Genomic DNA, 19,873 nt, shown 5'->3' with positions numbered 1-19,873 from the left:
CATATGAATAGAGTAGTGATTACGGGTCTCGGTATTTATTCTTGCATCGGGAAGAACCTGGAGGAGGTGAAGGATTCATTATATGTAGGTCGATCCGGTATTATCCTGGACCCCGAAAGGAAAGCTTTTGGCTACCGTTCGGGTTTAACCGGTTATGTAGATCGCCCAGATTTAAAAGGATTGCTAGACAGGCGTGCCCGCTTAATGATGCCCGAACAGGCTGAATTCGCGTTTATGTCGACCCGCGAAGCCTTGGGCAATGCAAAAATGGACCAAGACTACATCGATAGCCGGGAAGTGGGTATTTTAATTGGAAATGATAGCTCTGCTAAGCCTGTTGTAGAAGCGACAGACATCATGCGCGAGAAGAAAGATACAATGCTCGTTGGGTCTGGTTCCGTTTTCCAAACGATGAACTCGACCGTGAACATGAACTTGGCCACGATTTTCAAGCTGAAAGGCGTGAATTTCAGCGTAAGTGCCGCTTGTGCAAGTGGTTCGCACGCCATTGGTTTAGGTTACATGTTTATAAAAAACGGCATGCAAGACACCGTGATTTGCGGTGGAGCCCAAGAGATTAACATTTACTCGATGGGTAATTTTGATGCCATTGCAGCTTTTTCCACCCGTGAAGGCGATCCTTCAAAGGCCAGCCGCCCGTTCGACCGTGATAGGGATGGCTTGGTACCTAGTGGTGGCGCAGCTACGGTGATATTAGAGAGCTTGGAATCGGCACAAAGAAGGGGAGCGCCCATCCTCGGGGAAGTACTCGGGTACGGGTTTTCCTCCAATGGCAGCCATATTTCTAACCCGAGCGTAGACGGCCCGGTACGGTCTTTGCAAATGGCCCTATTGGATGCGGGCGTGCACCCGAAAGAAATTGGCTATATCAATGCGCATGCTACCTCTACCCCGGCAGGCGATGCTTCGGAGGCGAAAGCACTTCACCAAGTGTTCGGCGAATATAAAACGCCGATTAGCTCTACGAAAGGCATGACCGGCCACGAATGTTGGATGGCAGGTGCCAGTGAAATCGTGTATTCTTCGCTTATGATGCATAACGGCTTCATGGCGCCCAATATTAATTTCGAAAATCCCGATGAGGATTCGGCCAAGCTGAACTTGGTGACAAATACGCTCAATAAAAATTTTGATCTATTTTTGTCCAACTCGTTCGGATTTGGCGGTACCAACTCTTCCTTGATCATACGGAAGTGGCATTAGGCAAATTCTGTATTTTTGTAAGGATTGATAAGGTAAAGAACGCGATGCGGAACTAATTTAAACGACAAACTGCCCGTATTCTTAATTATTGCTAATCGTCTATTTAATCAACCTATTCCTGGAACACACTTTTTATGGAAATTATTGACATTATTAACAAAACAAATGCTTTCTTAGTCGAGGAGTTTGAAGTAGCCCCGGAAAGCATTACCCCGCAAGCGGACCTCAAGGAAACTTTGGGGTTGGACAGCTTGGATTACATCGACCTAGTTGTTGCTATTGAAGGAAATTTTGGATTCAAAGTAAAGCCTGAAGATTTTCAAGGTATTGTTAACTTCCAAGATTTCTACGATTACGTAATTGCGCGTGTTAAACAAAAAGAATTGGTATAATGCCATCGTGGCAAGGAAAGTCAAAAGGGAACAAACTCGGTTACCGAATCTTTATTGAACTACTTCGCGTAGGCGGTGTGCAACCGGCATATGTATTATTACGCTTTGTTGCCACCTATTATTTTTTGTTTTCATATAGTTCGTCCGTTGCAATAGGCAACTATTTTCATAAGCGGTTGGGGTATGGGCGATGGAAAACCATGGTTAGCTTATACCGCAACTATTATGTTTTTGGACAAACATTGATAGATAAAATTGTGATGATGGCGGGCTTTTCCAATAAGTTCACCTTTGAATTTGATGGAGAAGAGAATTTGCGTCACATCGTAGCCAATAATAAAGGCGGCATTTTGTTAAGTGCCCACTTGGGAAATTGGGAAGTGGCCGGGCATTTATTTACACGTCTTGAAACGCCCATTAACATTGTAATGTTCGATGGAGAACATGAACGTATCAAGAATTATGTTACCTCGGTAACAGGCGAACGCGTGGTAAATGTGATTGTTATTAAAGACGATCTTTCCCATATCTATGCCATTAATGATGCTTTAAGTAAGAACGAGCTGGTATGTATGCATGCCGATCGCTTTTTACCGGGCAACAAAACGTTACGGGTACCGTTCTTGGGGAAAGATGCAAGTTTCCCATTAGGACCGTTCCAGTTAGCAACCACGTTTAGAGTACCCATTTCGCTTGTATTCGCATTTAAAGAAAGCGCCACCCATTATCACCTCTATTCAACACCACCCGTTACCTACCAAGGGCGAGCCGATTTGCCCAAGGCTGTTAACGATTTCGTGGTAGCGATGGAAGAAAAAGTAAAAAAATACCCGTTGCAATGGTTCAATTACTACGATTTCTGGGCCAACGAAGAGAATGCTCCAGCCGACAACAGTAAGTAAAAACCTATTGCGCAAAGTAATTTCATAGTTTAACTCATCACAAAGCTGAAATAACCACGCCATATAAAATGTTAGTTCAAAAAGAAGATATCATCAATTACATCCCGCAACGCCCTCCTATGGTGATGATTGATAAGGTGATCGTAGCTGAAGATAAGATCATGAGAACCGGTTTACATATCGAACCGACCAATGTATTCGTTGAAAACGGCCGTTTCATGCCACCGGGCTTAATGGAAAATATTGCCCAAACAGCAGCTGCACGTGTAGGCTTCATCGCTAAACAAAAAAATGAACCCGTACCGCTGGGCTTTATTGGCGCTGTGAAAGATCTTGAAATCATTCAATTACCGGAAGCCGGTACAGATATAGAAACGGAAATCCACATCACGCACGAAGTTTTCAACGCAACGGTCGTTCATGGCCGCGTCTTCCAAAACAATATTTTAATGGCGCAGTGCGAAATGAAAATCTTTGTCCCCACAAATAAAAATTAAACATGAGAACAATGAAATTCCTCTATGCGGCAGTAGTAAGCCTCTTTATGGGCGTTGCAGCGAATGCACAATCAACAGCGAAAGATTTCTTTAAAAACGACGCAAAAGTTCTTTACCTCGGTATCGATTTTACTAACATGCGTTTAATCAACGATTCTAACGCAGATGCTCGCGATATCCGCGATCGCCAATTTGTAGGTATCAACGAGGTAGTAGTAAACGAACCTAAAAAATACAAACTCGAAAAATATTTCCATAAAGATGCAGTAGATACCGATTTGGGTCCTATCAACAAAACAAACGAGAAAACAGATCCAGATGATATCAAATCTACAGCTAGCAGCGACTTCAACCGTTTAACACCAGAAGATATCGCTAAAAGCGTAAAAGGTATCGATTTGAAAAACCGTACAGGCTTAGGTGTTGTATTGGTAATGGAAGCCTTCTCTCAAACCAAGAAAGAAATCTCTTGCTGGTTCACTGTGATTGATATGAAAACAAAGAAAGTATTAGTAGCAGAAAGAGTAACCGGCAAACAAAATAAATTCGCTTTCACCAGCTTCCGTAACAACTGGGCAGGTGCCGTAAAAGATGCATTAGAGAACATCGATGCGAAATACAAAGATTGGAAAACCCAATACAGCGAAGAATAACAAAAATATTATCAGACAACATAGTAGATGCAAGCAGTAGTATTAAGTGAGCGTACCGAGATTGTGATCCGGTTTAATGAAGCCGACCCATTAGGAATTGTGTGGCACGGCAATTATATCCGGTATTTCGAAGATGGCAGGGAGGCGTTCGGTAAAAAATATGGTATCAAATACCTCGATATCTTCGGGCACGATTTCACGGCTCCTGTCGTACATGTCGACTGCAATTACAAACGTTCTGTACGATATGGCGACTCGATTATCGTCGAAACACGTTTCATTGACACGCCTGCTGCAAAACTAAAGTTTGAGTACACTATTTATAACGCGGCTACCCAAGAAGTAGTAGCAACCGGTTCGAGCGTACAAGTGTTCCTAGATAAAGAAACAGCTACTTTACAACTCATTAACCCGCCATTCTTTGCCGAATGGAAACAAAAATGGGGCATCATATAAACAATATGAAAGAGGCAGTATATGTAATAGCAGATAATATCGTTTCCCCGCTAGGCAATACCACGGCGCAGAACTTCCAGCAATTGCTGCAAGGCAATTCTGGCGTACAGTTGCACAACGATCCTTCTTTGGCAGCCGCGCCTTTTTTTGGGGCTATTGTACCCTCCGAACAAGTACAAAACTTAGCCAGTACATTCAACTTGCAAGGCTGCACAAAGTTCGAACAATTGTCGATCGCCTCGATCCAGTACGCGCTTTCACAAACAAACATCGACGTGAAAAGCCCGCGTGTTGGGTTTATACTTTCTTCTACAAAAGGAAATATCGAATTACTGGAAGCACAACAAGTACAACAACCATCGCAACTCCACCTTACCCAAGCCGCGCAGATAATTGCGGATAAAGTAGGGTTTACCACCACGCCAATTGTATTAAGCAATGCTTGTATTTCCGGCTTGTTGGCGATGTTAATTGCACAACGCTTGGTGCGCGCACAACAATACGACCATGTAGTGGTGTGTGGTGCCGATGTGTTTACGAAGTTTGTGCTCAGCGGGTTTCAATCGTTCCAAGCCGTAAGCGATACACGTTGCTTACCGTTCGATGCTGAAAGAAAAGGCATCAACCTCGGCGAAGCAGCAGCCACGGTAATTGTTTCGAAAGAAATTCCCCCCCAAGCCGGCAAAGTGTTCCGCTTGTTGGAAGGGGCCTCCAGTAACGATGCAAATCATATTAGCGGACCTTCGCGTACCGGCGAAGAATTGGCGTTAGCCATCCAAAAAGCTATTGAAGCAAGCGGTATCGAGCGCAGAGATATCGGGTTTGTTTCAGCACATGGCACTGCTACCTTGTATAACGACGAAATGGAGTCTAAAGCCTTTGCATTAGCGGGCTTATTAGATGCACCGGTCAATAGCTTAAAAGGTTATTACGGCCATACGTTGGGTGCAGCAGGTTTGTTAGAGGCCATTGTGGGCATGCATGCCATGGATAACAACGTAGTATTACCAACTTTGGGGTTCCAAACGCTTGGCGTCAGTCAACCACTGCACGTGCCAAACGTCATCCTCCAACAACCTACAAACTATTACCTGAAAACAACTTCCGGTTTCGGTGGATGCAATGCCGCCATGATTTTTGGAAAGTATGAAACAGGTGCCTAAAAATCCTATTCATCAAAATCATCTCTTATCTCAGTAAAACTTCAGCATGGAATTTTTTAACAAGGAAACGAAAACAGCTTTGCAGGCAAAAGAAGCCGCGTTATGGATTGCATTCGCACCCGTTGTGTTTCAGGCAGCTAAGGCCCTGCGCGATATGGGCATTCTAAAAGCGATCGGCGAATCAAATGCCGGCCTCACCATCGAAGAGATCATCGAGAAAACAAACTTGAGTCGCTACGCTGTGAGGGTTCTGTTGGAAGCCGGTTTAGGAATGGAAATGCTGTTAGTGAATGATAAAAAATACACAATCACAAAAACAGGTCACTTCATCCAACACGATCAATTGACCCGTGTGAACATGGATTTCTCACACGATATCTGTTACAAAGGTATGTTCCACTTACAAGAGGCCCTTACCGAAGGCAAACCTGCCGGTTTGAAAGAATTAGGTCCTTGGAACACCATCTACGAAGGCTTATCATTACTTCCTAAAAAAGAAGGCGATAGCTGGTTCAACTTCGATCACTATTACTCCGATTTGGCTTTCCCAGCAGTATTGCCATTGGTGTTCAAAAATAAACCTCGCAAGTTGCTCGACATTGGCGGTAACACCGGTAAATGGTCGCTCGCTTGCGCGAAATTCGATCCGGATGTGAAAGTAACCATCATGGATTTACCAGGACAAGTGGGCTTAGCTACTAAAAACATTGCAGAACAAGGCATGAGCGATCGTGTAGATTTCTTCCCAACTAATATTTTGGATGAAACCTTACCGTTCCCGAAAGGCTACGATGCTATTTGGATGAGCCAATTCCTCGATTGTTTCAGCGAAGCGGAAATCACTTCTATCTTGAAACGCTGCCGCGAAGCGGTAACCGATGATGGATTCGTGTATATTCTCGAGCCGTTCTGGAACCGTCAAATATTTAAATCAGCCGCATTCTGCTTGCAACAAACATCCTTGTATTTCACGGCCATGGCAAATGGTAATAGCCAAATGTATCATACCGACGATTTCTTTGCTTGTATTAAAAATGCCGGTTTAGAAATAGTAGAAGAAGATAACTCCGTTGGCTTGAGTTATACATTGTTGAAGTGCAAAAAAGCATAACAACAACACGCTTTCATCTTAACACTTAACACTGTCCAAAACACTATGCTATGCAAACAGAAAAAGTGGATGTATTAGTTATTGGAGCCGGCCCATCGGGCTCCGTAGCTGCTGCTATCCTCCGGAAAGAAGGCTACAAAGTGAAGATCGTAGAGAAATTGAAGTTTCCTCGGTTCGTCATTGGCGAAAGCTTGTTACCTCGCTGTATGGATGCACTTACAGAAGCCGGTTTCATTGATGCTATCAGTGAAAAAAGCTTCCAAAAGAAATTCGGTGCCAAGTTTGTAAAACAAGGTGCTATCTGTGATTTCACTTTCGAAGAACAATACACCCCGGGGTGGAATTGGACTTGGCAAGTGCAACGCGCAGATTTCGATAAAACCCTCGCCGATACTGCGCAGCGTATGGGTGTAGAGGTAAGCTACGAAACAACCGTTACAAATATTGTTTTCAATGGTGCCGATTCTATCACCACTGTTGAAGACGTAAACGGCGTACAAAGTCAAATCGAAGCTCGTTTTATTATTGATGGTAGTGGTTATGGAAGGGTTATCCCAAAACTCTTTAACCTCGATAAACCATCGGTATTACAACCGCGTAAGGCTTTATTCGCTCATACCCACGATATCCGCCGTTCTATGGCCGACGAGCCGAACCGTATTACGGCCGTTGTACATAAACCCAGTATTTGGATTTGGATCATCCCGTTCTCCACCGGCTTAACATCCGTTGGTTTCGTGGGCGACCCATCCTTCTTTGCAGGTTTTGAAGGCACCCCGGAAGAGCAATTCCGTGCCATGTTAGAAAGCGAACCACATACCGCGGAACGGTTCCGCGATGTGAAATTCGAATTCGAACCGCGCACCTTGGAGGCTTGGAGTGCTACTACAGATAAGTTCTACGGCGACGGTTTCGTATTAACAGGGAATGTGACCGAATTCCTCGACCCAATTTTCTCATCTGGCGTAACTTTGGCTACAGTTTCCAGCCAAACAGCTGCGAAATTGGTGATCAAGAAATTAAAAGGAGAAGCGGTGGACTGGGAAAAAGAATACATGGAACCCACTATGCAAGGCGTAAACGTATTCCGCTCTTATGTAATGGCCTGGTATGAAGGTACTTTGGATACCATCTTCTTCTCAAAAAATCCAGATCCGAAAATCAAAGCGCAAATTTGCTCTGTACTTGCCGGCTATGTTTGGGACCAGTCGAACCCATTCGTGGCGAACCACGATACAGCTTTAAAACGCTTAGCTCGTACGATCGAACTAACTCAGAAATTGGATGAACTTAACTAATCAACATACCTACATCACAGCAAGCGTTACCATCCGCCCCCACGCGGTGCGGAAGAATGGTGAAGAGACCTGGAAAAGCAACGGTGAAGCAGATTTCCTGCGTGCTTTATACGATCAATACGCGGGTAATTACCCGAAGTATCACAAAATGGATGCGCTCAGTAAGTTAGGTTGGTTAGGAACTGAAATATTATTGCAAAACACATTACCGGCAGATAAATACGCTGCCGGCGATGTGGGTATTATACTTGCGAATAGTAGTAGTAGCCAGGACACCGACGAACGCTACTTCGATACCGTGAGCGATATTGCCAGCCCTGCGCTGTTCGTGTATACGCTACCGAACATCGTTATCGGCGAAATCAGCATCCGCCATAAATTAAAGGGGGAAAATTCCTTCTTTATTTTTGATAAATTCGACACCGCGTTCATCGCCACCTACGTGCAAACACTGTTCGATTCGAACACAGTGCAAGCATGTATTTGCGGTTGGGTAGAGCAGTATGGTTCGCATTACGACGGGGCGTTGTTCCTTGTTGAAAAAGAACCCGGTACGCTTCATACCCCTTTCAATGGCGACACATTAAATAAATTGTACCAAATATAGAATATGGAAAAGTTGATGCAAGATCTGAAAGAGCAGATCATCAAACAATTGAATCTTCAAGAATTAACACCGGCAGATATCGGCGACGATCAATCTTTGTTTAAAGATGGTTTAGGACTAGATTCAATCGATGCATTGGAATTAATCGTGTTGTTGCAACAAAACTATAACATCCGTATCGCGAACCCTGAAGATGGTCCGAAGATCTTTGCTTCAGTACGTACAATGGCGGAATTTATTACAGCTAATCAAAAAAGCTAGTTGATGAGTCAACAAGTTTGGATCGCAGGCGGTGGCGTTATTTGCGGTATCGGGAAGAATGTGGAAGAATGCTTAACATCATTCGAGAACATGCAACCCGGCATCGAAGATATGCACTACCTGCAATCGGCGCATAAAGGTGTTTTTCCTGTTGCTGAAGTGAAATCCAGTAACGCGGAACTGGCGGCTGCTACGGGCCTAAAGCCTAGTACTAGCAGAACTGCTATGCTTAGCCTATTGGCAGTACAAGAAGCTTGGCAAAGCACCGGCTTGGGCGATATCAAGCAATTCCGGGTAGGCTTTATTTCCGCTAACACCGTTGGAGGAATGGACAAAACGGAAGATTTCTATATCGATTTCTTAGCCAACCCACAAAGCGGTCAACTACGCCATGTAGTGAACCACGAATGTGGCGCCGCTACGGAAATTGTTGCCGATGCTATGGGCATCAAACACCATGTGTCGACTATTAGTACCGCTTGTTCTTCAGGCGCCAATGCATTAATGCTAGGTAGCCGGTTAATTAAAGCAGGCATGCTCGACGCTGTAATTGCCGGCGGAACGGATTCGCTCACACGCTTCACCGTCAACGGTTTTAACACGCTTATGATCTTAGACCAGGCATTGTGCAGGCCGTTCGACGATACCCGCACAGGACTTAACCTAGGCGAAGGTGCTGGCTACGTTGTGTTAGTAAACGATGAGCTTGCCACTAAATTGCCCGGCAAGCCATGGTGCAAACTCAGTGGTTTCGCTAATGCCAACGATGCCTATCACCAAACAGCTTCGTCACCCGACGGCACCGGGAACTACTTAGCCATGAAAACGGCTTTGGAAAGAAGTGGAATTGAACCGAAAGATGTAGCTTATATCAATTTACACGGCACTGGCACTGCCAATAACGATGTAAGTGAAGGAATTGCAATTGAAAGATTATTCGCAGGTGCAACACCTCCCGCTAGCTCTACTAAATCCTTTACAGGGCACACATTAGGCGCCAGCGGTGGTATCGAAGCGGTATTCTCTTCTTTAGCTGTTCGAGATGGGATTATTTATCCCAACGCACGTTTCCAACATCAAATGAAAGAATTATCCTTCTCGCCGGTAACAACGTTCTCGAAAGGCAACGATTTACCACACGTAGTAAGTAACTCTTTTGGTTTCGGTGGAAACTGCTCTAGCCTTGTATTTTCAAGGTAAATAAAGTTGATAATAAATTATTGCTATATCAATTGTTAGCATGATAAATAAAATGTACATACGGGGAACAGGTTGTGTATCGCCACAACAAACGGCCGATGGTAGCGGCTTCTTGGAAGAAGTACGTACGTACCAAACCAGCCGCTTACCGGTTATTGACCCCGATTACAAACAGTGGATCGATATTAAATTGATTCGCCGCATGAGCCGCGTGATTAAGATGGGGGTGGCTGCTTCGCAATTAAGTTTACAAGAAGCAGGTATACAAAGTCCTACCGCTATTATTACCGGTACCGCCTACGGCTGCCTTGCCGATACCGGTGTTTTCTTGAATAAAATGGTTGCCCAAGAAGAGCAAATGCTCACGCCTACGGCTTTCATCCAATCAACGCACAACACGGTAGCCGGGCAAATTGCCCTCATGCTTAGTTGCCATGGTTATAACAATACCTTCGTGCACCGCGGGTTCTCTTTTGAAAACGCTTTGCTCGATACAATGCTTACCCTGCAAGAAAATCCAACCGCGCAAATTCTTACAGGGGGCGTAGATGAAATTACCGATCAAAGTCATGCTATCTTAGAACGCTTTGGTTTGTACAAATCATCCAACATCGATACCACCAACATCCTGCACAGCGAAACAAAAGGTACCATCAATGGTGAAGGTGCCGCGTTCTTTGTACTTAGTGGTGAAAAGGGTGATAACGCAGTAGCAACGATCGATGCTATGGCCACGCTTTACAAACCAACCGACGTATACGAACGCATGAATTTCTGTGCCGATTTTTTATCGAAAAATAACATAGAACCTACAGCTGTAGATGTAATTTTAACAGGTAGGAACGGCGATTTTTCTTCCGATCTTAGCTACGATCATATCGAAAGTTCGTATTTCCCAGGCGCAACGATTGCTTGTTTCAAGCACTTGTGCGGCGAATACCCTACAGCCTCCAGCTTTGGCGTATACGCGGCTGTACAAATGTTGAAAGCCGGTGAAGTACCACCTGCTATGCTATTCGGTGAGGCCAAACATAAACAAGTAAAGAAAGTATTGTTATACAATCATCACAATAACACCCATCACTCTTTTATTCTATTGAGCGTATGTTAAACTTTAGGAACGTTAATATCATTTTTGTGTTGCTGGTCATTGCTTTGATCACGGTACATCGTGTGTTCGTTCCCATCAGTTTGTGGGTGTACGTAGTAACGGTGTGGATCTATTGTTCCATTTTAGCATATGGGGCTTATTTTATTAAAGCTGGCTTCTTCATCAAATCCCATTGCAAAGGGCATCCCAATCGAAAGGAAGTAGCCTTGTCGTTCGATGATGGACCGCTGGAAGATTTTACACCGGAAGTTCTCAAAATCCTCCGCGAGCACGATGTGCAAGCGGCTTTTTTTTGTATCGGTAACCGCATCGAAGGACGGGAAGATATCCTAAAAAGCATGCATGCCGATGGACATATTATTGGCAACCATAGCTTCCATCACGGCCCGTATATCGACCTTTACAGCAGCAAACGTATTCTACAAGAGTTGCAAGACACCGATAACGCTATTCACAAAGTAATCGGTGAAAAGCCGCGTATGTTCCGTCCACCATATGGTGTTACAAACCCCAATATGCGCAATGCCATTGTAAACGGCGGTTATGCTTCCATTGGTTGGAGCGTTCGCTCGTACGATACTGTTGCGAAAGATGCCGATAAACTGCTGGAAAAGGTAACCAAGCATGTGAAAAATGGCGACGTTTTCCTCTTCCACGATACCTGTGCTGTAACGGTACAATTGTTGCCCTATTTGATTCAACGCTTGAGGAATCAAGGGTTTACTATTGTACGATTAGATGAAATTTTAAATATACCCGCGTATGCGTAAAATAGTTGCTTTTGCAGCGATTTGTATGCTATTTACTATGCATGCCTTCGCGCAAAATTTTAAACCGGTAGCCAATACAGCTGCTTTTAATGAACAGTTCAGCAAGGCTTCTCAGAACATTAAATCCATTAAAAGCGATTTCGTGCAAGAGAAAAACTTAACAATGCTCTCCGATAAAATCGTAAGCAAAGGCAAGTTTTGGTTCAAGAAAGATAACAAGGTGAAAATGGAGTATTTAACGCCTACTTACTATTTGATGGTTATTAATGGCAAAAACATCAAGGTGAAAGACAGTAAGAAGGAAAACAAAATCTCCACGAGCCAAAGCAAAATTTTCCAAAAGGTGAGTAAAATAACGGCCGATTGCGTGCAAGGAAATGTATTGAATAGCGCCGATTTTAAAAGCAAGGTGTTAGAGAATGCACAGTACTACAACGTGGAATTAACACCAACAGATAAGAATATTAGCACCTATTTTAAAACCATCGATTTGTGGGTGGATAAGAAGGATTATGCAGTGGTGAAGATTGTTATGCACGATACGAGTGGTGATGATGTTACCATGACTTTCGTAAACCGTGAAATGAACGTAAACATTCCAGATGAAGTATTTGCTGTTAATTAGTTTGTTGTGTTTTGGCCTTACCAGTTGCCATTCTGAATACCGCGCGTTAAAACCCGCTGCCGGTAGGGATGCGGCTTGTATTCAAGCATTCAAACCACAATTCGGCGAAAGAACATTATATAATACGCAAGTAGATGTATTAAACAATCACTTCAGTGGCTTACTATTCTATAAACGAATGCCCGATTCCAGCATGCGCATTGTGTTTGCCAACGAAATGGGATTCAAGTTTTTCGACTTCGAATTTTCTAAAGATGGCCGCTTTACGAAGTACTACATCATACCGAAAATGGATAAGAAAGCCGTTATCAAAACCTTGCAGAAAGATTTTTCCATGATTCTCATGCAACAAAATCCTTCTTTTGCAACAGTATATGAAGGATACGGCAAACTATACACTGCCTTTAACTTAACAAAAGGCCGCATTTATTATATTACCGATACCGCTTGCCAATCACTCGAAAAAGTGCAGAACGGTTCAAAACGCAAGCCGGTCGTAGATATTTGGATGAAAGATTATAAGAACGGCGTGCCAGATTCGATCTTCATTCAACATAAAAAATTCAAATTCAATATTTCATCTCAACGCGTACAAGAAAATGTTAGCAAATAATTTTTATACAGTCGACAATACCACCCAATTAGCCGAAAACCACGTGAGCAACGCGATCACCATCAATGCTGCGCACCCGATCTTCGGCGGTCACTTCCCCGAACAACCCGTTGTGCCCGGCGTATGTATGATGCAAACAATTACCGAATTATTGGGTAATGCTGTAAACGCAAACCTATTGCTCGACAAAGCTAGCAGTATGAAGTTCTTGAACATGATCGACCCTACACAACAACCCAATGTGAACGTCGACCTTCAATACAGCTTCCCAACTGAAGCCAGCGTGAAAGTAAACGCCGTGATCAAAAGCGAAGCCACCGTATTCTTGAAGTTTCAAGGTACTTTCCATAAGCAATAATTCTCCATCCCTTTGACAACGACCTACGAAACATATCACCCGCAATTTGAAGCGCACAAAGCCTGCGTATTGATTCCTACGTACAATAACGCCGGTACACTGGCGGCTGTTGTGGAATCGGCGTTGGCATATACCTCGCATGTAATTGTTGTAAGCGACGGCGCCACCGATGCTACCAACGAAATACTACAAGGCTTCCCAGGCTTACAAATCGTAAGCTATGCGCCAAACCGGGGGAAAGGTTGGGCGTTACGACAAGGTTTTAAATACGCCATCTCTCAAGGGTACGACTTTGTGATTACCATGGATGCCGATGGTCAACATTTCGCGTCCGACTTGCCGATCTTCCTCCAAAAAATCAGCGAGAACCGCGATGCGATAGTAATCGGGGCAAGAAACCTCCAGCAGGAGAACATGCCCGGTAAGAACACGTTTGCCAATAAATTCTCGAATTTCTGGTTTTATGTCGAAACCGGTAAGAAGGCGCCCGATACACAAAGCGGTTACCGCTTGTATCCCGTGCACCGGATGAAGAAAACGTGGTACATCTGTACGAAATACGAATTCGAAATAGAAGTACTGGTGCGGGCATCGTGGCGAGGTATTACCATCGATTGGGCGCCTATACAGGTGTATTATCCACCTGCGGGCGAACGCGTATCTCACTTCCGGCCGTTCCGCGATTTTTCGCGTATTAGCGTGCTGAATACCGTGTTGGTAACGATCGCTTTCTTATACATTAAGCCACGCGATTTTATCCGCTATATGTTGAAAGGGGAAAACCGGCGTGCTTTTTTTAGGGAAACGCTGTGGAATGTAAATGAGTCGAACCCGAAGAAAGCTGCAGCGATAGGATTCGGGGTATTCATGGGCATATTTCCCGTGTGGGGCTTCCAAATGTTAATCGCGTTCGCATTAGCATCTTTGTTTAAATTGAATAGGGCGCTCGTGGTAGTAGCAGCCAACATCAGCATTCCGCCGATGATTCCTTTTATAATTTATGGTAGTTTATTGATGGGCCGGCTGTTTGTGCAAGAAGACGCCACCGCCGCCATTTTCAGTAAAAGCATCAGCATAGAATCCATCAAGCAAGGCGGTATACAGTATTTTAGCGGGGCTATATTGCTGGCTGTTATAGCAGGTATCGTAGCTTGGATGGTAACGTTTTTATTATTGACTTTAGTTAGAAGAAAGAAACAAGTAGCCTAACTGCTTGTATAAATCGTATCGAGAATTATTATGGGCAATTTTTTTATTGCGATATATAACTTTTTTGCCGACCGCAAGTGGTTGTTGTGGCTATTTACTGTAGCGGCATTCGCGTTTGTTGCTTTCTTCGCTTCGCGGGTGCAGTTTGAAGAAGATATTACCCAGATCTTACCAAAGGATAAAAAGATAGAGCAACTGCAACAGTTCTTACAAAACACCAAGTTCGCAGACAAGCTCGTAGTAACGCTTTCCTTAAAGGATAGCACGCAAACCGCCGAACCCGATTCGCTTACTTCCTTCGCCGGAAGCTTTGCCGCCGCCGCTGAAGGCAGCTTAAAACCATACATCTCCAAACTCCAAGCCCAAACCGATGATGGCGCATTACTCGATATTATGCAAGCCATCCAGCAGCACCTGCCGGTATTCTTGGAAGAGAAAGATTATTCCACCATCGATTCCCTCATTACCACCGACCGGTTAAAAGCTTCGTTGGAGTACGACTACAATATGCTGATTTCCCCAGCCGGTGTTGTGATGAAAAAGATCATTCAAGTCGATCCTGTAGGCATGTCCTGGATAGGTGTGAAAAAACTTCAACAACTCCAGTACGACGATCACTTTGAAATCTACGATAACTATATCATCACCAAAGATCATCAACATCTTATGATGTTTGTTACACCCACCTTCCCACCGAATGAAACCGGTAAGAACGGGGTGTTTCTCAACGAACTCGACCAGGTGATCGACTCTTTACAACAAGCACATCCTGCTGTACAAGCATCGTATTTCGGTGCAACAGCCGTATCGGTTGGTAACGCCAAGCAATTACGCCAAGATACCATGCTAACACAAGGTATTACGCTGGTGTTGTTAGTGGTGCTAATTGGTTTGTTCTTCCGTAAGAAACGCGCGCCGTTGTTAATTATGACGCCTGTAGTATTCGGTGGATTATTTGCCTTGGCCGTGGTGTTCTTACTTAAAGGCAGTATTTCTATTATTGCCATGGGTGCAGGTTGCGTAGTATTGGGTATTGCCGTGAATTATTCTTTGCACGTATTCAATCACTACAGGCATTTGCCCGATATTCGTTTGGTAATAAAGGATTTGGCTACTCCTATGACGGTAGGTAGCTTCACCACGGTAGGTGGTTTCCTTTGCTTACAATTCGTGAAATCGCCCATGCTGAAAGATGTGGGCTTCTTTGCTGCTTTCAGTTTAATTGGTGCGGCGCTATTCTCCTTGATTATTCTACCGCATTTTATCGTGTTGGGTAAGCAACCACAACCCGTAGTAGCGAATAACCATAAAGAAAATTGGCTCGATAGGCTCTCCAACTATCGACCGGAAAAAAACAAGTGGATCATCCGCAGCATTTTTGTGCTAACGATTATCTTCTTCTTCACAGCAAGAAATGTATCCTTCGAAAGCGATATGATGCGCATGAATTTCATGACGCCAAAGTTGCAACAATCCGAAGCGCTACTCAATAAAATCAACGCTTACACAGCTACCTCCATTTACGTGATGTCGAACGGTAACACGCTCGATGCTGCCTTGCAAGCGCGCGAACAAATGGCGCCGGTTGTAAACGAGTTAACCGCTAAAGGGTATGTAAAAACATCATCGGGTGTAGGCGCTTTATTGTTATCGAAGGAAGAACAAACAAAACGTATTGCTCGTTGGAATGCATACTGGACAGCAGAAAAGAAAGCCCAACTAATGCAAGCAGTACGCGCAGAAGGGAATGCTTACGGCTTTAAACCCGCTGCTTTCAACAACTTCGATCAATGGTTGGAAAAAGATTTCCAAGTAATGAACCCCGAAACATTCGACCTTTTCCGTAACGGGTTCTTGAATGATTTCGTGAATGAAAAGCCGAATAAATCTTCTATCGTTACGCTCCTAAAAGTGGATCCAAAGGAGAAGCAAAAGGTATACGCAGCCATTGAAAAAATGCCGAACACCGTGGTGTTCGATAAACAATACACGGCCAACCGCCTTGTAGAAGTTATCCAAGAAGAGTTTAACAGCATTGCTTGGATGACCTCTTTACTTGTTTTCATTGCCTTACTAGTATCATACGGTAGAATCGAATTAGCGCTTATCACCTTTATCCCCATGGTAATTAGCTGGATTTGGATCTTAGGTATTATGGGCTTATTTGGGATTAAGTTCAACATTGTTAACATCATTTTATCGACGTTCATCTTCGGTTTGGGCGACGATTACAGCATATTCACCATGGATGGCTTACTACAGGAATATAAAACCGGTGGCAAGCATGTTAGCTCGTTTAAATCGTCGATTATTTTATCGGCTATTACAACCATTTTGGGATTAGGGGTATTGATATTCGCGCAACATCCTTCTTTACGCTCTATAGCGTTGATTTCGATGATTGGGATTGGTTGTGTTGTAATGACTTCCCAAGTGCTAATACCTTATTTATTCAGCTGGCTGATTACTAACCGGGTGAAGAAAAAGAAAGCACCATGGAAGCTTTGGAGCTGGGCAAAGTCAGTTTTTTCGCTTACATATTTCGCAGTAGGTAGTATGATTATGACGGTGATTGGTTGGGTACTATTGAAGTTGAACCCATTCAACAAAGAGAAAGGTCGCTACTATTACCACGTATGGCTGTCGCGCTTCACTTGGTCTACGTTGCATATTATGACCAACGTGAAAAAACGCATTATCAACGAACCCGGCGAAGACTTTAAAAAGCCTGCTATCATTATCAGTAACCACCAATCTTTCTTAGATATATTAGTGTCGACGGGTATGTACCCGAAATTGATTTTATTAACGAACGATTGGGTGTGGAACTCACCTATTTTCGGTAAAGTGGTACGCATGGCAGAATATTACCCCGTTGCCGATGGTGCCGAAGGAGCTGTTGATATGTTGCGTAAGAAGGTAGAACAAGGTTTTTCAATTGTTATTTATCCGGAAGGAACACGCTCCGAAACTACAGCTATCGGTCGTTTCCATAAAGGTGCCTTTTACCTCGCCGAACAATTACAACTCGATATATTACCTGTTATCATCCACGGTACAGCGTACACAATGAGTAAAAACGATTTCCTACTAAAAGATGGAACCGTAACAGAAAAGTATCTGCCACGTATTACACCAACAGACACAACTTGGGGCGAAACCTATAGTGCGCGCACCAAATCTATCAGTAAATACTTCAAAGCGGAATACCAAAAAGTAGCGGAAGAAACGGAAGTGCCCGCCTATTACCGCGAACAGCTCATTTATAACTATCTCTACAAAGGTCCCGTGTTAGAGTGGTACATGCGGGTAAAAACCAGGTTGGAAGACAATTACACCTTGTTCAATAATCTCGTGCCGAAGAAAGGGCGTATTATGGACATTGGTTGTGGCTATGGTTTTATGAGCTATATGTTGCGGTTCTTAAGTAACGACCGCATTGTAACAGGCATAGACTACGACGAAGAGAAGATTGCCACGGCAGCTAACTGTTACCTACGCGACGATAAAATCAACTTCATTCACGCCAACATCATCGATCACCCATTTGAAGAATACGATTGCTTCGTGATTGCCGATGTGTTGCACTACTTATCGCCGGAAGACCAGGAAACATTACTGGCCAAATGTTTGCAGCATTTATCACCAAACGGTGTAATTATTTTAAGAGATGGTGATGCGGAGTTAGAAGGACGACATAAGGGGACGAAACTCACAGAGTTCTTCTCCACGAAAGTGCTTGGCTTTAATAAAACCCAATCGGGCCTACATTACGTGTCGGCTTCGCATATCAAAAACTTGGTAGCAAAGCTGGGGGGTACCTGCGAGCAAATCGATAACAGTAAATTTACCTCGAACATTATATTCGTCATAAAACATTCATCCATCCAACATTATGCATAAATACGATGTACTCATTATCGGAAGCGGTTTAGGCGGATTGATATGCGGTGCTATATTGAGCAAGAATGGTTATAAAGTGTGTGTGCTAGAAAAAAATCGCCAAATCGGTGGCTGCTTGCAAACCTTTGCAAGGGATAAAGTTGTATTCGATTCTGGCGTACATTATATCGGTGGCTTGGAAAAAGGACAAAACCTCTACCAAATTCTCCAATACGCCGGCATTATGGATAAACTTACCATTACCAAGTTGGATGAAAACTGTTTCGATAAAATTGTTTTTGATGGGGATGAAAAGGAATACCGCTTAGCACAAGGACACGAAAATTTTGTGCAGCAACTCTTAGCAGATTTTCCCGGTGAAGAACCCGCTTTGCGTACATACATCAATAAAATAAAGGAAGTATGCGCCAAGTTCCCGCTCTACAACCTGCGTAACGGCGATAAAAGTGAGAAAGACAGCGTGATTGGGATCGATCTGTACGCCTTCATCGACAGTATTACCACCAACGAGAAACTAAAGCAAGTACTCCTTGGCAATAATATGCTATACGTAGGGCAGCCCGGTAAAACCCCGCTGTATGTACATGCCCTCGTGCAAAACAGCTATATCGAAAGTGCATGGAAGTGCACGAACGGCGGTTCCCAAATTGCTAAGTACCTCGCCCGCGCTATTACAGCTAATGGCGGCGAAGTGCTGAAATACAAAGAAGTCGCAAAAATCGAAGTAGAGGAGGAGCAAGTAAAAGCCATCACCACGAAAGATGGTGAATCCTTTACGGCTAAACACTACATCTCTAACCTTCACCCCGCCAATACTTTGAATATGCTGGAAGGCGATCATATGCGCCCAGCTTATAAAAACCGTATACTAGGACTGGAAAACTCGCTATCGTGCTTCATTGTAAATACGGTAGTGAAACCCGGTACCTTCCCTTACATCAATCACAATTACTATTGTCACCAGGGCGACAACGCTTCGGCCGGCGCTTATTATACGGCCGATAATTGGCCACAAACCTATGCCTTGTACATCAATCAAGATAAGCAAGCGCCACACGCGGAAAGCGTAACAATTATGACCTACATGCGTACGGAAGACGTAGCACCATGGGCCAACACGTTTAATACGGAAGATTACCCGGCGGAAAGAGGGGCTACTTACGAGGCCTTTAAAACCCAGAAAGCCGAACAACTTATTGCCTTGGTAAATGAACGCTTCCCGGGATTTGCCAACAGTGTGCAATCGTATTACGTAGCCACCCCCTTGTCGTACCGCGATTACCTCGGTACCTACGATGGTTCCATGTACGGTGTAGTGAAGGATTGTAACGATCCGCTACGTACCTTTATACCTGCCCGCACAAAGATTTCAAATTTGTATCTTACAGGGCAAAACCTAAACTTGCACGGTATTTTGGGCGTAAGCATGACAGCCGTGCTTACCTGTGCCGAATTACTGGGAATAGATTACCTGGTAGATGAAATTAGGAATGCCTAATTTTAACCTACAGAGAGCGATA

General features: G+C 43.9%; 20 protein-coding genes. All 20 read left to right on the top strand.

Going from position 1 to position 19,873, the window contains the following annotated elements:
- The first annotated feature begins 3 nt into the window (after positions 1-3).
- Positions 4-1,224 carry a beta-ketoacyl-[acyl-carrier-protein] synthase family protein gene (locus LX64_RS17900; RefSeq protein WP_111599044.1) on the top strand — a complete coding sequence of 407 codons (1,221 nt, stop codon included), beginning with the start codon at positions 4-6 and terminating at the stop codon, positions 1,222-1,224.
- A 134-nt stretch (positions 1,225-1,358) separates the two neighbouring features.
- A complete protein-coding gene (locus LX64_RS17895) occupies positions 1,359-1,616 on the top strand; it encodes an acyl carrier protein (protein WP_111599043.1) in 258 nt (85 codons plus the stop codon).
- A 200-nt stretch (positions 1,617-1,816) separates the two neighbouring features.
- Entirely contained in the window at positions 1,817-2,518 is a 702-nt protein-coding gene (locus tag LX64_RS17890; RefSeq protein WP_245952720.1) for an LpxL/LpxP family acyltransferase, read from the top strand.
- 68 nt (positions 2,519-2,586) lie between these two features.
- Positions 2,587-3,015, top strand: a complete 429-nt coding sequence (locus LX64_RS17885; RefSeq protein ID WP_111599041.1) for a hydroxymyristoyl-ACP dehydratase — start codon at positions 2,587-2,589, stop codon at positions 3,013-3,015.
- A gap of 2 nt (positions 3,016-3,017) precedes the next feature.
- Complete coding sequence (locus LX64_RS17880) at positions 3,018-3,668, top strand: hypothetical protein (protein ID WP_111599040.1); 651 nt, start codon at positions 3,018-3,020, stop codon at positions 3,666-3,668.
- Between the two features lie 27 nt (positions 3,669-3,695).
- Positions 3,696-4,124 carry an acyl-CoA thioesterase gene (locus tag LX64_RS17875; protein WP_111599039.1) on the top strand — a complete coding sequence of 143 codons (429 nt, stop codon included), beginning with the start codon at positions 3,696-3,698 and terminating at the stop codon, positions 4,122-4,124.
- Positions 4,125-4,129: 5 nt separating this feature from the next.
- Positions 4,130-5,287 (top strand): beta-ketoacyl synthase N-terminal-like domain-containing protein, encoded by a 1,158-nt coding sequence (locus LX64_RS17870; protein ID WP_111599111.1) that lies wholly within the window; start codon positions 4,130-4,132, stop codon positions 5,285-5,287.
- Positions 5,288-5,333: 46 nt separating this feature from the next.
- Positions 5,334-6,398 (top strand): methyltransferase, encoded by a 1,065-nt coding sequence (locus LX64_RS17865; RefSeq protein ID WP_111599038.1) that lies wholly within the window; start codon positions 5,334-5,336, stop codon positions 6,396-6,398.
- 50 nt (positions 6,399-6,448) lie between these two features.
- Positions 6,449-7,696: an NAD(P)/FAD-dependent oxidoreductase gene (locus tag LX64_RS17860; protein WP_111599037.1), complete on the top strand. Its 1,248-nt coding sequence runs from the start codon at positions 6,449-6,451 to the stop codon at positions 7,694-7,696.
- A complete protein-coding gene (locus LX64_RS17855; protein WP_111599036.1) occupies positions 7,683-8,303 on the top strand; it encodes a beta-ketoacyl-[acyl-carrier-protein] synthase family protein in 621 nt (206 codons plus the stop codon). The genes LX64_RS17860 and LX64_RS17855 overlap by 14 nt, the downstream gene beginning before the upstream one ends.
- Before the next feature lie 3 nt (positions 8,304-8,306).
- Positions 8,307-8,564, top strand: coding sequence for a phosphopantetheine-binding protein (locus LX64_RS17850; RefSeq protein ID WP_111599035.1), 258 nt, complete (start codon positions 8,307-8,309; stop codon positions 8,562-8,564).
- A gap of 3 nt (positions 8,565-8,567) precedes the next feature.
- On the top strand, positions 8,568-9,764 hold the full coding sequence (locus tag LX64_RS17845) for a beta-ketoacyl-[acyl-carrier-protein] synthase family protein (protein ID WP_111599034.1): 1,197 nt from the start codon (positions 8,568-8,570) through the stop codon (positions 9,762-9,764).
- Between the two features lie 40 nt (positions 9,765-9,804).
- On the top strand, positions 9,805-10,875 hold the full coding sequence (locus tag LX64_RS17840) for a beta-ketoacyl synthase N-terminal-like domain-containing protein (RefSeq protein WP_111599033.1): 1,071 nt from the start codon (positions 9,805-9,807) through the stop codon (positions 10,873-10,875).
- Entirely contained in the window at positions 10,869-11,645 is a 777-nt protein-coding gene (locus tag LX64_RS17835; protein WP_111599032.1) for a polysaccharide deacetylase family protein, read from the top strand. The genes LX64_RS17840 and LX64_RS17835 overlap by 7 nt, the downstream gene beginning before the upstream one ends.
- Positions 11,638-12,270 (top strand): LolA family protein, encoded by a 633-nt coding sequence (locus LX64_RS17830; protein ID WP_111599031.1) that lies wholly within the window; start codon positions 11,638-11,640, stop codon positions 12,268-12,270. Before LX64_RS17835 ends, LX64_RS17830 begins: the two co-directional genes overlap by 8 nt.
- Complete coding sequence (locus tag LX64_RS17825) at positions 12,248-12,883, top strand: hypothetical protein (RefSeq protein WP_111599030.1); 636 nt, start codon at positions 12,248-12,250, stop codon at positions 12,881-12,883. Before LX64_RS17830 ends, LX64_RS17825 begins: the two co-directional genes overlap by 23 nt.
- Complete coding sequence (locus LX64_RS17820; RefSeq protein ID WP_111599029.1) at positions 12,870-13,241, top strand: hotdog family protein; 372 nt, start codon at positions 12,870-12,872, stop codon at positions 13,239-13,241. Before LX64_RS17825 ends, LX64_RS17820 begins: the two co-directional genes overlap by 14 nt.
- A gap of 12 nt (positions 13,242-13,253) precedes the next feature.
- The gene (locus tag LX64_RS17815; protein WP_111599028.1) at positions 13,254-14,450 is read left to right on the top strand and encodes a DUF2062 domain-containing protein; all 1,197 of its coding nucleotides are present in this window, start codon (positions 13,254-13,256) and stop codon (positions 14,448-14,450) included.
- Positions 14,451-14,480: 30 nt separating this feature from the next.
- A complete protein-coding gene (locus LX64_RS17810; RefSeq protein WP_111599027.1) occupies positions 14,481-18,353 on the top strand; it encodes a trifunctional MMPL family transporter/lysophospholipid acyltransferase/class I SAM-dependent methyltransferase in 3,873 nt (1,290 codons plus the stop codon).
- Entirely contained in the window at positions 18,346-19,851 is a 1,506-nt protein-coding gene (locus tag LX64_RS17805) for a phytoene desaturase family protein (protein WP_111599026.1), read from the top strand. Before LX64_RS17810 ends, LX64_RS17805 begins: the two co-directional genes overlap by 8 nt.
- The last annotated feature ends 22 nt before the right edge of the window (positions 19,852-19,873 follow it).

Origin of the sequence: Chitinophaga skermanii (genome assembly GCF_003259335.1) — a bacterium.
In the GTDB taxonomy this organism is placed as follows: Bacteria; Bacteroidota; Bacteroidia; order Chitinophagales; family Chitinophagaceae; genus Chitinophaga; species Chitinophaga skermanii.
The sequence above is the reverse complement of the archived record's forward strand: the minus strand, read 5'-3'. Positions and strand labels throughout refer to the sequence as shown.

Coding starts and splice junctions, on each gene's coding strand:
- LX64_RS17900 (WP_111599044.1), top strand. CDS start 4: ATGAATAGAGTAGTGATTACGGGTCTCGGTATTTATTCTTGCATCGGG.
- LX64_RS17895 (WP_111599043.1), top strand. CDS start 1,359: ATGGAAATTATTGACATTATTAACAAAACAAATGCTTTCTTAGTCGAG.
- LX64_RS17890 (WP_245952720.1), top strand. CDS start 1,817: ATGGTTAGCTTATACCGCAACTATTATGTTTTTGGACAAACATTGATA.
- LX64_RS17885 (WP_111599041.1), top strand. CDS start 2,587: ATGTTAGTTCAAAAAGAAGATATCATCAATTACATCCCGCAACGCCCT.
- LX64_RS17880 (WP_111599040.1), top strand. CDS start 3,018: ATGAGAACAATGAAATTCCTCTATGCGGCAGTAGTAAGCCTCTTTATG.
- LX64_RS17875 (WP_111599039.1), top strand. CDS start 3,696: ATGCAAGCAGTAGTATTAAGTGAGCGTACCGAGATTGTGATCCGGTTT.
- LX64_RS17870 (WP_111599111.1), top strand. CDS start 4,130: ATGAAAGAGGCAGTATATGTAATAGCAGATAATATCGTTTCCCCGCTA.
- LX64_RS17865 (WP_111599038.1), top strand. CDS start 5,334: ATGGAATTTTTTAACAAGGAAACGAAAACAGCTTTGCAGGCAAAAGAA.
- LX64_RS17860 (WP_111599037.1), top strand. CDS start 6,449: ATGCAAACAGAAAAAGTGGATGTATTAGTTATTGGAGCCGGCCCATCG.
- LX64_RS17855 (WP_111599036.1), top strand. CDS start 7,683: ATGAACTTAACTAATCAACATACCTACATCACAGCAAGCGTTACCATC.
- LX64_RS17850 (WP_111599035.1), top strand. CDS start 8,307: ATGGAAAAGTTGATGCAAGATCTGAAAGAGCAGATCATCAAACAATTG.
- LX64_RS17845 (WP_111599034.1), top strand. CDS start 8,568: ATGAGTCAACAAGTTTGGATCGCAGGCGGTGGCGTTATTTGCGGTATC.
- LX64_RS17840 (WP_111599033.1), top strand. CDS start 9,805: ATGATAAATAAAATGTACATACGGGGAACAGGTTGTGTATCGCCACAA.
- LX64_RS17835 (WP_111599032.1), top strand. CDS start 10,869: ATGTTAAACTTTAGGAACGTTAATATCATTTTTGTGTTGCTGGTCATT.
- LX64_RS17830 (WP_111599031.1), top strand. CDS start 11,638: ATGCGTAAAATAGTTGCTTTTGCAGCGATTTGTATGCTATTTACTATG.
- LX64_RS17825 (WP_111599030.1), top strand. CDS start 12,248: ATGAAGTATTTGCTGTTAATTAGTTTGTTGTGTTTTGGCCTTACCAGT.
- LX64_RS17820 (WP_111599029.1), top strand. CDS start 12,870: ATGTTAGCAAATAATTTTTATACAGTCGACAATACCACCCAATTAGCC.
- LX64_RS17810 (WP_111599027.1), top strand. CDS start 14,481: ATGGGCAATTTTTTTATTGCGATATATAACTTTTTTGCCGACCGCAAG.
- LX64_RS17805 (WP_111599026.1), top strand. CDS start 18,346: ATGCATAAATACGATGTACTCATTATCGGAAGCGGTTTAGGCGGATTG.